This is a genomic window from Bacillus sp. DNRA2 (assembly GCF_012843265.1).
Lineage (GTDB): Bacteria > Bacillota > Bacilli > Bacillales > Cytobacillaceae > Bacillus_BU.
Genome location: NZ_JABAIT010000003.1, coordinates 48,260 through 63,693 on the forward strand (window position 1 = coordinate 48,260; position 15,434 = coordinate 63,693).

The 15,434-nt window shown below is 41.8% G+C and carries 14 protein-coding genes; 11 read left to right on the forward strand and 3 right to left on the reverse strand.

Annotated features, from left to right (window positions below; genetic code table 11):
• Positions 1–46: 46 nt before the first annotated feature.
• From HHO41_RS04015 to HHO41_RS04025, 3 genes are all read right to left on the reverse strand, one after another.
• A complete protein-coding gene (locus tag HHO41_RS04015) occupies positions 47–298 on the reverse strand; it encodes a sigma-G-dependent sporulation-specific acid-soluble spore protein CsgA (protein WP_169095733.1) in 252 nt (83 codons plus the stop codon).
• Positions 299–304: 6 nt separating this feature from the next.
• A complete protein-coding gene (locus tag HHO41_RS04020; RefSeq protein WP_169095641.1) occupies positions 305–508 on the reverse strand; it encodes a hypothetical protein in 204 nt (67 codons plus the stop codon).
• Between the two features lie 521 nt (positions 509–1,029).
• The gene (locus HHO41_RS04025; RefSeq protein WP_169095735.1) at positions 1,030–2,739 is read right to left on the reverse strand and encodes an Rqc2 family fibronectin-binding protein; all 1,710 of its coding nucleotides are present in this window, start codon (positions 2,737–2,739) and stop codon (positions 1,030–1,032) included.
• Positions 2,740–2,876: 137 nt separating this feature from the next.
• On the opposite strand from HHO41_RS04025, the gene HHO41_RS04030 reads away from it, so the two are divergent.
• The 11 genes from HHO41_RS04030 to rlmN all read left to right on the forward strand — a co-directional run bounded on the left by HHO41_RS04030 (position 2,877) and on the right by rlmN (position 15,431).
• Complete coding sequence (locus HHO41_RS04030; protein WP_169095737.1) at positions 2,877–5,555, forward strand: calcium-translocating P-type ATPase, SERCA-type; 2,679 nt, start codon at positions 2,877–2,879, stop codon at positions 5,553–5,555.
• Positions 5,556–5,676: 121 nt separating this feature from the next.
• On the forward strand, positions 5,677–6,552 hold the full coding sequence (locus HHO41_RS04035; protein ID WP_169095739.1) for a YicC/YloC family endoribonuclease: 876 nt from the start codon (positions 5,677–5,679) through the stop codon (positions 6,550–6,552).
• Positions 6,553–6,612: 60 nt separating this feature from the next.
• Positions 6,613–6,879 carry an extracellular matrix/biofilm regulator RemA gene (remA, locus tag HHO41_RS04040; RefSeq protein ID WP_169095741.1) on the forward strand — a complete coding sequence of 89 codons (267 nt, stop codon included), beginning with the start codon at positions 6,613–6,615 and terminating at the stop codon, positions 6,877–6,879.
• Positions 6,880–6,890: 11 nt separating this feature from the next.
• The gene (gene gmk, locus HHO41_RS04045) at positions 6,891–7,505 is read left to right on the forward strand and encodes a guanylate kinase (protein WP_169095743.1); all 615 of its coding nucleotides are present in this window, start codon (positions 6,891–6,893) and stop codon (positions 7,503–7,505) included.
• A 2-nt stretch (positions 7,506–7,507) separates the two neighbouring features.
• Positions 7,508–7,729: a DNA-directed RNA polymerase subunit omega gene (gene rpoZ, locus HHO41_RS04050; protein WP_169095745.1), complete on the forward strand. Its 222-nt coding sequence runs from the start codon at positions 7,508–7,510 to the stop codon at positions 7,727–7,729.
• 150 nt (positions 7,730–7,879) lie between these two features.
• Complete coding sequence (gene coaBC, locus HHO41_RS04055) at positions 7,880–9,073, forward strand: bifunctional phosphopantothenoylcysteine decarboxylase/phosphopantothenate--cysteine ligase CoaBC (RefSeq protein WP_169095747.1); 1,194 nt, start codon at positions 7,880–7,882, stop codon at positions 9,071–9,073.
• Between the two features lie 11 nt (positions 9,074–9,084).
• A complete protein-coding gene (gene priA / locus HHO41_RS04060) occupies positions 9,085–11,502 on the forward strand; it encodes a primosomal protein N' (protein ID WP_169095748.1) in 2,418 nt (805 codons plus the stop codon).
• A 60-nt stretch (positions 11,503–11,562) separates the two neighbouring features.
• Positions 11,563–12,051, forward strand: coding sequence for a peptide deformylase (def, locus tag HHO41_RS04065; protein ID WP_169095750.1), 489 nt, complete (start codon positions 11,563–11,565; stop codon positions 12,049–12,051).
• A complete protein-coding gene (gene fmt, locus HHO41_RS04070) occupies positions 12,048–12,989 on the forward strand; it encodes a methionyl-tRNA formyltransferase (protein WP_169095752.1) in 942 nt (313 codons plus the stop codon). The genes def and fmt overlap by 4 nt, the downstream gene beginning before the upstream one ends.
• Position 12,990: 1 nt before the next feature.
• Positions 12,991–14,340 carry a 16S rRNA (cytosine(967)-C(5))-methyltransferase RsmB gene (gene rsmB / locus HHO41_RS04075; RefSeq protein ID WP_169095754.1) on the forward strand — a complete coding sequence of 450 codons (1,350 nt, stop codon included), beginning with the start codon at positions 12,991–12,993 and terminating at the stop codon, positions 14,338–14,340.
• Positions 14,340–15,431: a dual-specificity RNA methyltransferase RlmN gene (gene rlmN / locus HHO41_RS04080; RefSeq protein ID WP_169095756.1), complete on the forward strand. Its 1,092-nt coding sequence runs from the start codon at positions 14,340–14,342 to the stop codon at positions 15,429–15,431. The genes rsmB and rlmN overlap by 1 nt, the downstream gene beginning before the upstream one ends.
• The last annotated feature ends 3 nt before the right edge of the window (positions 15,432–15,434 follow it).

The following is a 15,434-nucleotide window of genomic DNA, read 5'->3' on the forward strand; positions in this document are numbered from 1 at the left end:
AAATTAAGATTTTGGCAAATATATGTCCTTTCCCACCCAAACTATTCTAGAGCAGCAGCTCGTACACCTCGTTTAATTGGTGAGCGCGTTTTGCATCTTGTTCTTCCTTTGCATAATTAATTTCATCAGGTAAAATTTTATCTAAAAAATCGATTTCCTCCTGATCAAGTGCCCGCACAAAAGCTTCCTCACTGTGAAAATCGTGACTTGCCAGCTTTTGATAAACTCTTTTTCCAATTGAGTATTGATCTGTGTAATTGGACAACGTTTCGCGCAGGTATCCAAGTGTCTTATCCATTCTTATCTACTCCTCAAAAAAATCTAAAAATGCTTTTTTATCAGTTTCTTGTTTATTTTGATAATATGGATTGTCCTCCGTTGCATCTTTTGGGTCGAGGTTCGTCTTGATCACTAAAAATGGACCATCAGGTTTATCAGCAATCATCCTGTCGCTTAAATTTTTAAATTCAGGCATATTTTTGCTTCCGGGTTGTCGTGGTTCTGTCACTTCCTCCACCTCCTAAAAGATAGGGTGCAGAAAAGTGTGGAATTTTATGTACCGAAGCTTTAATAGCAAAACTTAAAGAAGAGAGAATGTTACAAAGTTGTGAATTTTGAAGGGAATCAGTGTATTTCAAGGCAAAATGTCTTTTATGCTCTATTTCTAATTTTGAAAAGTACATTAAATTACGTGAATTTCATCAAATTGAATGCAAATCGCTAATATAACACTGATGTAATTATGTACATTACCTCTGTATAAGATATTTGTTCGACTATTAGAGATTTATGCTCGGCTTTCAAGAAAATATGCTCGAATTTTTGAGGAATATGCTCGACTTTTAAGAATATATGCTTGATGTAAATTTTTGTATGCTCGAAAATATTGCTATATGCTCGGCAAAACCCCAATTTGCTCAACTTTTCTACTTTTTGCTCCTATTGAAAGCTATTTGCCCGCTTCCAACCCGCACAATCTCAATCACACAAAAATGATGCTGACTCAAACAAAGTCAGCATCTCAAAGTCTTATTTCTGCAATTTTAATACAATTTCTTCACTCGGTGTTACATATACGGTCTGCTGGTTATCGTAAATCACAAAGCCAGGTTTGGCACCGCTTGGCTTTTTCACATGACGGACGAGTGTGAAATCAACCGGTACGGAGCTTGATTCCCGTGCTTTACTATAATAGGCAGCAAGTGAAGCAGCCTCCAGAATTGTTTCGTTAGACGGAGATTTAGAGCGAATCACGACATGTGAGCCGGGAATATCTTTTGTGTGAAACCACAAATCGTCCCGCGCTGCTAATTTATTGGTTAAATAATCATTTTGTTTATTATTTTTTCCGACTAAAATTTCAGTACCGTCAGAGGCTGTATAGGCATCGAGGACTGGTTTTGCGTTCACATTCTTTTTCGCCTGCCTTTTCCTGCGGTCACGGATATAACCACCCTCGACAAGCTCCTCGCGAATTTCCTCGATATCCTTTGGTGAAGCCGTTTCGACCTGAGCCAGAAGTGCATCGAAATAGCTTACTTCATCACGGGCCAAAGCAATTTGCTCGCGAACAATCTCCAAGGCGTTTTTCGCCTTCTGATATTTGCTGAAAAACTTTTGAGCATTATCAGACGGTGTTTTTTGCGGGTCGAGGGGAATCGTAACGGTCCCACCGTTTTCATCATAATAGTTGATGACCTCGATTTCCTTCATGCCTCTAGATACGGCGAATAAATTGGCAGTGAGCAATTCTCCATATAGCTGATACTCACTGGCACGTTCAGCTTCATTAATAGTCGCTTCCAGTTTGCCGATTTTCTTCTCATTCTTTTCTTTTTCATTAACAATGAAGCGCAACAGATCGGTTGCTTGTTGCTTCACGCGGTCACGCCCAGCTTTGCCAAAATAAAACCGGTCAAGCATTTCACTTAAGCTCACAAACGTTTTTGCCTCTCCACCTAAAGACTGAAGCGGGAATAAATAAAAGGATTCCTTGCCGTCATGCTCGGTTATCGCAGGCAAATAGTCATGCTGTTTGATTTTTCCAAGTACGGTTAAAAAAGCCTTTGGTAAAGTAGCCCGATTTGCCAAGCCTGCTTGAAATAAAATCTCTTTGGCAAGAAGCGGCGAGATTCCGGCAAAACTGTTGACGAACTGTTTATCAAGTTTGCCGGCATTAAAGTCTAAACGACGCAAAATTTCCGCTTCACTCAGTTCTAGAGGATTTTGTTTATCCTGCTGTGGCGGTAGAATATAAGGCTGCCCCGGTAATATTGCCCGGTGGCTGTTTACGGCAAAGGAGACGTGTTTAATGCTATCTAAAATGATTTGCCGGTCTTTATCCACGAGAATGATGTTGCTGTGTCGGCCCATGATTTCTACAATCACCTGCTTGTATGAAAGGTCGCCAAGCTCATTTCGCCCCCTCACTTCAAAAACGATAATCCGATCTAGTTCCATTTGATGAATGTCCTCTAAAATATACCCTTCGAGGTGCTTGCGCATGAGCATACAAAACATCGGTGGTTCGGCCGGGTTATCATAGCTTTCCTTCGTCAGCTGTGCTCGTGCATAGCTCGGGTGAATCGAAAGCAGAAGGCGATGATTTTTACCATTGGCACGTATTACCAGCAGCAATTCATTCGCGAAAGGCTGTTGGACTTTATTAATTCTTCCCCCTTTAAGCGCTTGGGAAAGTTCGTTGGTCATGGCGCGCGTAAATAAACCGTCAAAAGACATAGTCAAAACATCCTTTTCTTTATGTAGCGCTCAAGTGTGAGCTTTTCTCTACATTCTATCATTTTTTTGGACGAGGCTGAATAAGCTTTATTTAGATAAGCAGTATATGTATATAGAGGAGGAAGTGAGATGGCCGGATGAAGTTCCACGAGATGAGTAGAAATGATGTAGGGGAAGCGTTAAACACCGACCTATCCTTAGGATTGACCGAACAAGACGTAAAAATGAGGAGAAAACAGTACGGCTTTAATGAGCTCGAAGAAGGGGAAAAACAGTCCGCCATCCTTCTTTTTTTAAGTCAATTTAAAGATTTTATGGTCCTTGTGTTGCTTGCTGCCACACTGATTTCTGGTTTATTGGGAGAGTATATTGATGCAATTGCCATCATTGCGATTGTGATTGTCAATGGCTTTTTAGGCTTTTTTCAAGAACGACGGGCCGAGAAATCCCTACAGGCGTTAAAGGAGCTTTCGGCTCCACAAGTGACGGCGCTCAGAAGCGGCAAGTGGGTCAAAATTCCTTCTAAGGAATTAGTGCCAGGTGACTTAATTAAATTCATAAGTGGGGACCGCATTGGTGCCGATGTGAGATTAATAGAATCATTAAGCTTAGAAATCGAAGAATCCGCATTAACTGGTGAATCATTACCCGTGCAAAAGCACACCGATTCCCTAAATCCAACTGAAAACCTAGGTATTGGTGACTTGGAAAATATGGCTTTTATGGGTACGATGGTAACCCGAGGCAGTGGGATAGGCGTTGTATGTGCAATCGGAATGAAAACAGCGATGGGGCAAATTGCCGACTTGTTACAGTCAGCAGAAACAATGGAAACACCACTGCAACGTCGATTAGAGCAATTAGGAAAAATCTTAATTGTAGCTGCGCTGTTACTTACCGTCTTGGTGGTAGCGCTAGGGGTCATGCAAGGACATGATTTATATACGATGTTTCTTGCCGGAGTGTCACTTGCTGTTGCCGCTATACCTGAGGGACTTCCTGCAATCGTAACTGTCGCTTTAAGCCTTGGCGTACAGCGCATGATTAAGAAAAACGCAATTGTCCGTAAGCTTCCAGCGGTAGAAACGCTCGGATGTGCTTCGGTCATTTGTTCAGATAAAACAGGAACCATGACACAGAACAAGATGACAGTTACCCATCTTTGGAGTGGGGGACGCATATGGACGGTCGATGGTGTAGGTTATCAGCCAAAGGGAACCTTTTATGATCGGGATCGTCCTTGCAGTCCTGACAGCGAAAAAGCACTTCAACAACTGTTGATGTTTGGGATGCTTTGTAATCATGCGGAAATTGCCAAAAAGAATGAAGAATTTATCATCGATGGAGACCCAACTGAAGGGGCGTTGCTGGTTGCTGGAATGAAAGCTGGCTACGGGCGCAATCAGTTATTGAAGCAATTTGAAATTGTTAATGAATTCCCATTTGACTCCACTCGAAAAATGATGAGCGTCATTGTCAAAGATCAAACGGGTAAGCATTTTGTCATTACTAAGGGTGCGCCTGATGTTCTCTTAGGTAAATGCCAATCAGCACTTTGGGACAATAAGACTCAATACTTAAACGCTGAATCAAAAACCAACGTCCAGAATGCGATTAATGAGCTTGCCTCACAGGCGCTTCGAACCATTGCGATTGGCTTTAAGCCTCTGCAGACAAATACGCTTATCCTTCATGAGACAGAAGCAGAAAAGGATTTAATTTTTATCGGCTTACAAGGGATGATTGACCCGCCTCGTCCCGAAGTGAAACAAGCTGTAAAGGAATGTCGTGAAGCGGGAATCAAAACCGTGATGATTACTGGAGACCATGTTATCACTGCTAAGGCAATTGCCAAACAGTTAGGGATCCTTACTGGGAAAGCTAAAGTGCTTGAGGGGAAAGCGTTATCGGAAATGGAGCTTGATGAGCTCGAAGAAGTCGTTGATGACGTTGCCGTATTTGCGCGTGTTTCGCCTGAACATAAGTTGAAAATTGTAAAGGCTTTGCAAAATCGTGGACATATTGTTGCGATGACGGGCGATGGGGTGAATGATGCTCCAGCAATCAAGGCTGCTGATATCGGCGTAGCCATGGGGATTACCGGAACAGATGTTGCGAAAGAAGCATCTGCGCTTGTTCTGTTGGATGATAACTTTGCGACGATTAAAGCGGCGATAAAGGAAGGTCGCAATATATACGAAAATATCCGCAAATTTATCCGGTATCTACTTGCATCGAACGTTGGTGAGATTCTCGTTATGTTGTTTGCGATGTTAATGGGATTACCGCTACCACTAGTACCGATTCAAATCCTCTGGGTTAATCTGGTCACAGATGGTTTGCCAGCGATGGCACTTGGGCTTGACCAGCCTGAAGGTGATGTGATGAAACGAAAACCGCGAAGTCCGCGCGAGGGTGTTTTTGCGAGAGGATTGGGCTGGAAAGTCGTTTCAAGAGGTTTTTTAATAGGGGCGGTAACGATTGTCGCGTTTATGACGACATACCGCTCCCCGGACGAGCTTGCCTACGCTCAGACTGTTGCCTTCAGTGCACTTGTCATGGCACAATTAATCCATGTATTTGATTGTCGCAGTGAAAATTCTATATTTTCCCGAAATCCGTTTGAAAATAAATACTTGGTATTGGCGGTTATTTCATCGTTAATCTTAATGTTGGTTGTGATTTACTATCCGCCGTTACAGCCAATTTTCCATACGGTTCCGATTGTAGCCAAGGATTGGATTTTAATTACAGCATTATCCTCTATTCCAACTTTTTTACTGGCAGGCTCATTTTTCGCAAGAAAAACAAAATAAAGTATGTTATAATTCACAAGGTAATAGAGGGGTCTCTATTACCTTTTTCTTATCTTGTTTCATTAGTAAATAGATTCGCTTATGCAAAGAGAGAGTTTCTTCATAGATTGGATGTGTGACAATGATCGTAAGCATGACGGGTTTTGGTCGAAGTAAAAAAGAATCTGATCAACTTAGTGTCACGGTTGAAATCAAAACGGTGAATCATCGTTTTTGTGAGTTTTATTTTCGAATGCCAAGAGTTCTTTTAAAAATTGAAGATAAATTGAAAAAGAAGCTAAGTGATTATATCTTAAGAGGCAGGGTAGAGGTTTTTGTTACCTTGACTGGAGATGCAGTCATTAATCGTAAGGTTCACATTGATTGGAACCTGCTTGACGAGTACTATCAATACATAACCGCAATTAAAGAGAAATACAGTTTATCAGAGCAAGTCTCGTTAAAGGAGCTTATCGAACGGGAAGAAATCATCACATTTGAGGAAAGTGATGAGGAAAACGGTGAGCTTGAAGCGCTCGTCATCGCTGCTGTGGAAGAAGCAGCACTGAGCCTTAAAGAGATGAGGCAAACAGAAGGGGAAGCATTGGCACAGGATGTTTCTGACAACCTAGCGCAGCTGAAAAATCGGGCAACTCAATTGAAGGAATATGCTCCGACAGTTGTTAACCAATATAAGGATCGAATTACGAAGCGAATGCAGGACTATTTATCCGGTCAAATCGATGAAGCGAGAATCGTGACTGAGGTTGCTATATTTGCTGAAAAAGTCGATATTAATGAAGAACTTACAAGATTAAACAGTCATATACAACAATTTCAAAAAACGATATTATTGAAAGAGCCGGTTGGCCGAAAGCTTGATTTTCTTGTGCAAGAAATGAATCGTGAGGTTAACACGATTGGCTCCAAAGCGAATGACTCGGCAATTGCCAGTGAAGTGGTCGAAATGAAGAGTTTATTAGAGAAAATTAAAGAACAGGTTCAGAATATCGAATAGAACCGTTTAGCCTTTGTGGTCTGCGGTAAAAATGGAAAGAGAGTTTACAGGGGGATTACTATGGGGATTCAATTAATCAACATCGGGTTTGGGAACATTGTATCTGCAAACAGAATTATTTCTATTGTTAGTCCTGAATCCGCACCGATAAAGCGAATTATCCAAGATGCACGTGATCGAGGCTCGTTAATTGACGCTACATACGGTAGACGAACTCGCGCTGTAATGATTATGGATAGTGACCATGTGATATTATCGGCTGTTCAACCAGAAACAGTTGCACAAAGGTTAAATATTAACCGTGAGGAAACAATAGAGGAAGGGTAGGATCTACAAATATGCACGAAAAAGGCTTATTAATCGTTCTTTCCGGGCCATCCGGTGTTGGAAAGGGGACTGTTCGGAAAGCGATTTTTTCCCAGCCAGATACAGCGTTCGAATATTCCATTTCGATGACCACGAGAGCACCGCGTGAAGGTGAAGTAGATGGCGTGGATTATTTCTTTAAATCGAGACAAGAATTTGAAGGGTTAATCGAACAAGGGAAGCTTTTGGAGTATGCCGAGTTTGTTGGGAACTATTATGGCACTCCTGTTGATTATGTTAGAGAAACCTTGGATCGAGGCAGAGATGTTTTCTTGGAGATTGAGGTTCAGGGTGCACGCCAAGTTCGCGAAAAGTTCCCTGAAGGTTTATTCATTTTTCTTGCCCCACCTAGTCTTAGCGAGTTGAAAAATCGCATAACGACAAGAGGAACTGAATCTGAAGAAATCATTAATAATCGCATGACGGTGGCAAAAGAAGAAATTGAAATGATGTCATTATACGATTACGTGGTTGAAAATGACCAAGTCGAGCATGCCGTCGAGAAAATCAAGGCGATTGTCATTGCTGAACACTGCCGTAGAACACGGCTTGAACAACGTTATAAAAAAATGCTGGAGGTAGAATAAACATGCTTTATCCTTCGATTGATTCATTATTAACTAAGATTGATTCAAAGTATTCACTAGTATCAGTAGCAGCTAAACGTGCAAGAATTTTACAAGAGGATGGAAGTTATCAGCTTCCAAAATACGTGTCCCATAAAAATGTAGGTAAATCTCTTGAAGAAATTCATGCTGGTAAATTAACATTTGCTAATGTGCCAAATATGGATGATGCTCCGACTGAATAAGGTCAACCAAATAACAACCTGTATGGGTTGTTATTTTTTTAGGTTGTAAGCTGTTGGACAGCGCAGTGCCTAAAAGCCTAAAAGAATGAAAAAATTCTAATCTTCTTGCATAATAAAAAGAAAGAAATGTCGAAAGGTGGGGGCAAATACATGTTAAACGGAAAAAAGATTCTCCTTTGTGTAACCGGTGGTATTGCGGTATACAAAGCAGCAGCACTAACGAGTAAACTTACCCAAGCAGGGGCTTCTGTTAAAGTGATTCTCAGTGATGCTGCAGCAAAGTTCGTCACACCGTTAACTTTTCAAGCATTATCAAAAAATGATGTATATACGGATACATTTGATGAAAAAGATTCAAAAGTGATTGCGCATATTGATTTGGCGGATTGGGCAGATCTTGTTCTTGTTGCACCTGCAACAGCTAATACGATTGCGAAACTGACTTACGGTTTAGCAGATAATATGATTACGACGACATTGCTGGCAACAACGGCTCCAGTCTGGATTGCTCCTGCCATGAACGTCCATATGTACGACCATCCTGCTGTTCAAAATAATATTATGACTTTAGCCCAATATGGCTATCAATTTATCGAGCCAAGTGAAGGCTATTTAGCCTGTGGCTATGTTGGCAAAGGTCGATTGGAAGAGCCTGAAAAAATGGTTGAGCTTATCAAGCTATCTTTTGCCAAAAAGAATCCAAAGCTAATCGGCAAAAAGGTCATTATTACCGCTGGTCCTACCCAGGAAGCCATTGACCCGGTTCGTTATATCACGAATCATTCGACTGGAAAAATGGGTTATGCAATTGCTGAGGAAGCAAGTAAGGCTGGGGCGGATGTTTTGTTAATCTCAGGACCTGTCAGCATCACGCCACCAAACGGTGTCACGGTTGTGAAGGTGAAAAGCGCTGAAGAAATGTATCAAGCGGTAATAAAGGAATATGATCAAGCAGATGTGGTCATCAAAACTGCCGCTGTTGCGGATTACCGACCAAAAATTCAGCATGACAATAAAATGAAAAAGCAGCCTGGTGAGCAGGTACTGGAATTAGAACGTACGAAGGACATTCTGTTTGAGTTAGGGCAAAGAAAGGCGAAGCAAATTTTGGTTGGCTTTGCGGCAGAAACAGAACATGTCGAAGAATACGCCATGGGCAAGTTGAAAAAGAAAAATACGGATATGATTGTGGCTAATAATGTGAAAACTGCTGGAGCAGGATTTGGGACTGAAACGAATATTGTCACGATTTTTAAAAAGGATGGAAGTAGTCTTGAACTTCCGTTAATGTCCAAGCATGAGGTGGCACAGAACATCCTCGACCAAATTTCGCAGTTACTATAGGATGAGGAATTATGAAAATAGCTAATGTTGTTGTGGATGTTGCAGCTAAACAAGTTGACAAAGGTTTTGACTATCTTATACCTGAACAATGGCAAGGTGTAATCGAACCTGGCATGCGAGTGGTGGTGCCATTTGGTCCCCGTCAGCTTCAAGGTTTTGTCATAGCTTTGAAGGATGAATCAGATTTCGATATCGCTAAGCTTAAAGAAATCATTGAACCGATGGATTTGACACCTGTCCTGAATCCAGAAATGCTAAATCTCGGACATTGGCTGACAAATGAGGTGCTTTGTACGAAAATCTCGGCCTTTCAAGCGATGCTTCCTGCTGCCTTAAAGGCGCAATATGAAAAAAATATCGTACTGGCTGAAACAGCAGCGATTGCCGATGTTGATGAAAAACTACGTCACTACCTTTTTACGACAAAGCAAATGTCCTGGAAGGAAGCACTCCACCACGATTTAATTTCGACTGTCCATAAAGAAGTAGCAAAAGGAACGGTTGAAGTGCACTATGTCGTAAAGGAGAAAACGAAGAAAAAGAAACGACTTCACGTCCTTCCAGCATTATCAGGTCCTGAGCTTGAACGAGAAAAAGCCAATCTAACCAAAGCTAAAAAACAATTGCAGCTCGTTGATTATTTCCTAGCGAATCCCGAACCAATCGAATTGCAAAAGCTACTCGAAAAGCTGTCCATTGGTAGTGCAACAATTAAAAGCTTAGTTGAAAAGGGGATATTGCAGCAAGAGGAAATCGAAGTGTATCGAGATCCCTATGCCGAGCGGGAGTTTAAGCGGACTGAACCGTTTCCGCTAACAGACCAGCAGTCTCAAGCAATTGCACCGATAATGAGCTCGATTGAAAATGATCAACATCGTGTCTTTCTTTTATATGGAGTAACAGGCAGTGGTAAAACGGAAATTTATCTGCAATCAATTCAAGAAGTAATTGATAAAGGAAAGGAAGCCATCGTGCTTGTTCCGGAAATTGCCCTGACCCCACAAATGGTCAATCGTTTTAAAGGGCGCTTTGGCAACCTAGTTGCCGTCTTGCATAGCGGACTTTCAAATGGTGAGAAATATGATGAGTGGCGGAAAATTCAGCGCAAAGAGGTTTCGGTGGTTGTTGGAGCTCGCTCGGCTATTTTTGCACCATTCGAAAATTTAGGCATTATTATTATTGATGAGGAGCATGAAACAAGCTATAAGCAAGAGGAGAACCCACGGTATCATGCCAGAGATGTTGCGATTCACCGCGCCGAGCGTTATTCATGTCCGGTTATCTTAGGAAGTGCCACACCAGCGCTTGAAACCTTCGCCAGAGCTCAAAAAGGTGTTTATCAATCATTAATCCTATCGAAACGGATGAATGATCAGGCTCTGCCGTCTGTGAAAATCATTGATATGCGTGAGGAGCTTCGCAACGGCAATCGCTCGATGTTCTCGACAGATTTATTTGAAAAGCTTCAGGATCGCATCCAAAAGAAACAGCAAACCGTGTTATTTCTAAATAAACGCGGTCATTCTTCGTTCGTGATGTGTCGGGATTGTGGGTATGTTGTATTATGTCCGCACTGTGAAATCTCATTAACCTATCACCGCGTTCAAAATAATATGAAATGTCATTATTGTGGTTATGAATCAGCAGTGCCGAAGCTTTGCCCAGAATGTCAAAGCGAGCATATTCGCTATTTCGGTACTGGTACTCAGAAGGTTGAAGAGGAGCTAGCAAAGCTCCTGCCTGAGGCCAGGGTCATTCGAATGGATGTGGATACAACCACTCGTAAAGGTTCGCATGAAAGGCTGTTGACTGAATTTCAGCAGGGAAAAGCTGATATTTTATTAGGAACGCAGATGATTGCCAAAGGACTTGATTTTCCGAATATTACCCTTGTTGGCGTCCTGTCGGCTGATACCATGTTACATCTGCCTGATTTTCGCGCTTCTGAAAAAACATTTCAATTGTTAACCCAAGTAAGTGGAAGAGCAGGTCGACACCAGCTCCCTGGTGAGGTTGTGATTCAAACCTATACCCCTGAGCATTACAGTATTGAATTGGCTGGGGAGCAGGATTTTGATCAATTTTATACAAAAGAAATGATGATGCGCAAAATTCATCAATACCCACCGTTCTTTTATTTGACGCTGATTACGGTAAGCCACGAGGAGCTCATGAAGGTGGTCTCGGTTACCGAGAAAATTGCCCGCTATTTACGATCACATCTGTCAAATAAAGCTGTCATTTTAGGCCCGGTCGCTTCACCAATCCCGAGGATCAAGGATAGATATCGATATCAATGTTTGATAAAATACAAACGGGAACCAGAATTGACAAATACGTTAATTAAAATCAATGAATTATTTTTACCAGAAACAACAAGAAATGGAATGCAAATCTCAATAGATATGAATCCATTTATTTTAATGTAAAGTTATGAGATTGCAGATTTTAGTTGAAAATGAAAGATATAGATAATTGGAGGAACGGAATTGGCTATTCGAAAAATCGTAACCTATCCCGCTGAGATATTAGAAACGAAGTGTGAGACGGTCACAGTGTTTGATAAAAAGCTAGCGAGAATTTTAGACGATATGTACGATACGATGATTGAGCATGATGGAGTCGGGCTTGCCGCTCCGCAAATCGGTTTAAATAAACGGATTGCGATTGTCGATATTGATGATGAAATGGGTACCATTGAGCTAATCAATCCGAAAATCGTCGAAGCAACCGGCAGTCAACTTGGACCAGAAGGGTGTTTAAGCTTTCCGGGAGTTTACGGAGAAGTAACTCGGGCAAATTATGTCAAGGTTCAAGCACAAGATCGTAAAGGACGAACCTACTTAATTGAGGCAGAAGAATTTTTAGCACGAGCAATTCAGCACGAACTTGACCATTTGGATGGTGTCCTGTTTACAACGAAAGTGACGAGATATTTAACGGAAAGTGAATTGGAAGGAGGCGAAGCGGAATCATGACCAAAATAGTATTCATGGGTACCCCTGATTTTTCGGTTCCGATTTTACGAACACTTGTGGAAAATGGCTATGATGTCGTTGCTGTAGTCACGCAGCCTGATCGCCCGGTTGGACGTAAAAAGGTGTTAACGCCACCACCTGTGAAAGTTGAGGCTTTGGCGCATGGAATTCCGGTGTTTCAACCTGAAAAAATCCGCCGACCGGAAGAGCTAGCACCAATTCTTGAGCTAAAGCCAGATTTAGTTGTCACTGCAGCATTTGGACAAATTTTACCTAATACATTACTTGAGGCACCAAAGTACGGCTGTATTAATGTCCATGCCTCCCTACTGCCGGAATTGCGCGGAGGAGCGCCCATTCATTATGCAATTTTGCAAGGAAAGAAAACAACAGGCATAACGATTATGTATATGGCCGAGCAATTGGATGCCGGTGATATTCTCACGCAACGGGAGATAGATATTACTGAAGCGGATAATGTCGGAACACTTTTTGAAAAATTAAGCAAAGTCGGCTGCGAGTTACTAATCGATACTTTGCCAAAATTACTTGCAAATGAGCTTACAGCGATTCCCCAAGATGAGGAAAAAGCAACATTTGCTCCAAACATCAAACGGGAGCAGGAGAAAATTGACTGGACTAAATCTGGTGAAGAAATCTATAACCAAATTCGCGGGTTAAATCCATGGCCGGTGGCGTTCACAGTGTGGAACGAATTGCCATTGAAAGTTTGGGAAGCAGCTAAAGTCTCTGCTCCAAAACAAGCTGCACCAGGTACGGTGCTTGAGTTACAAAAAGACGGGATTGTGATTGCAACGGGCAATGAAACGGCAATCAAAATGATAGAGATTCAACCTTCAGGGAAAAAGAAAATGCCTGCAGCACAATTTTTACAAGGAAAAGTCTCGATGAGCATAGGTGAAAAGATTGGAGACTAAAATGAAGGATAAGAAAAAAAATGTCCGCGAAACGGCATTAGAGTTGCTAGAGGCGATTGATAAAAATCAAGCCTATAGCAATCTTTTACTTAATAAAACAATTGAAAAAAATCAAATTCCGAAAGTGGATGTGGGCCTTTTAACGGAGCTTATCTATGGGACCTTGCAGCGCAAAATGACCCTGGACTTTTATTTGGCCCCCTTTATAAAAAATAGTAAAAAGCTTGAGGGCTGGGTCTTAAACCTGCTTAGGCTGACAGTTTATCAAATGGTCTACTTAGATAAGATACCAGATCGTGCCGCAATTTTTGAGGCGGTCGAAATTGCCAAAAAACGCGGACATAAAGGGATTTCCGGCATGGTCAATGGGGTATTGCGCAGCATCCAACGTGAGGGTTTACCGAGTCTTGAAAAAATAGCTGACCCGGTTGAACGGCTTTCTGTGGCCACCAGTCATCCGCTTTGGCTTGTTAAGCGCTGGGTTGACCAGCTAGGATTTGCGAAAACCGAGGCCATGTGCGAATTGAATCTGACAGCGCCTCTGCAAACAGCGCGCGTGAACCTGACGAAAATAAGCCGCGATGAATGTGTCACCATTCTTGAAGGAGAAGGTTTCCAGGTTGAAAAAAGTCCGATTTTACCAGAAGCAATCAAAGCTATGCGAGGTAACTTGGCGACAACTAATGCCTTTAAAGAAGGATTGCTAACAATTCAAGATGAAAGCTCAATGCTCGTTGCGCATGCGCTCGATATCCATCATAACGAGATGATTCTTGATGCCTGTGCTGCTCCTGGTGGAAAATCAACCCATATCGCCGAAAAATTAAACTTAACTGGCTCAGTCATTTCTTTGGACCTTCACGAGCATAAGGTGAAATTAATCGCTGCGAATGCCGAGCGGTTAGGCTTGGAAAACATCAAGACAAAGGCGCTCGATTCAAGGAAGGTGCAAGGGCAATTTGCAAAAGAGAGTTTTGATAAAATATTGCTTGATGCACCGTGCTCAGGGTTAGGGGTTATGAGACGCAAGCCAGACATGAAGTACACGAAAAAGCCTGAGGATTTAAGCCGGCTTCAGTCGATTCAATTAGATCTGCTTGATGCAGTGGCGCCGTTGTTAAAAAATGATGGAATTTTAGTTTATTCTACATGTACGATAGATAAGGAAGAAAACACCATGGTAGTTGAAAAATTCATGCAAAACCACCCTGAATTTTTGGGTGATTTGTCGATGATAAAGCGGATGCCAGACGCTGTCCAACCGCTGATAGACGAATTTTCTCTGCAAATATTACCTCAGGACATAGGTTCAGATGGGTTTTATATCGCGTGTTTAAGAAAGAGGGTGTAATGTTGGAAAATATAACAACAACAGAGAATCAAACAACAAGTGATGATAAGCGTTCGATTTATTCATTGCGATTAATGGAGATTAAGGAATGGTTAACAGAGCAAGGTGAAAAGCCATTTCGTGCCGGGCAAATTTATGATTGGCTTTACAAAAAAAGAGTTTCATCGTTCGAGGAAATGTCAAACCTTTCGAAAGGATTACGGGACAAGCTTGGCGAACATTTTGTGTTAACGACATTAAAGACAATTGTTCAACAGACTTCATCTGATGGTACAATCAAGTTTTTGTTTGAGTTAAAGGATGGTTTTTCAATCGAGACGGTTCTTATGCGACACGATTATGGAAATTCTGTATGCGTAACGACCCAGGTTGGTTGCCGAATTGGCTGTACCTTCTGTGCTTCAACATTGGGAGGGTTAAAACGTAATTTAGAAGCCGGGGAAATTGTTGCTCAAGTCGTTAAAGTTCAACAGGCACTGGATGAAACGGAGGAACGCGTTAGCTCGATTGTTATTATGGGGATTGGTGAACCATTTGATAATTATGATAATATGCTTTCTTTCTTAAAAATTTGTAATAGTGAAGAAGGCTTAAATATCGGAGCACGCCATATTACCGTTTCGACTAGTGGAATCGTTCCCAAAATTTATCAATTTGCTGATGAAAATATGCAAATTAATTTTGCGATTTCACTTCATGCCCCAAATACGGAAATTAGGAGCAGGCTCATGCCAATTAATCGCGCTTACCAGCTCTCAGACTTAATGAAGGCCGTGCGTTATTACATTGAAAAGACTGGGCGTCGCGTCAGCTTTGAGTATGGCTTGTTTGGTGGGGTAAATGACCGGGTTGAACATGCGGAAGAGTTGGCAAAGCTAATAAAAGGAATAAAATGCCATGTGAATTTAATCCCTGTCAATTACGTTCCGGAGCGGGATTATGTAAGGACCCCAAGAAATCAAATTTTTGAATTTGAAAAGACATTAAAAAAACATGGAATCAACGTGACGATTCGCCGCGAGCACGGGCATGATATCGATGCAGCATGTGGACAGCTTCGTGCTAAGGAGCGGAAAGAGGAGACGAGATAAACG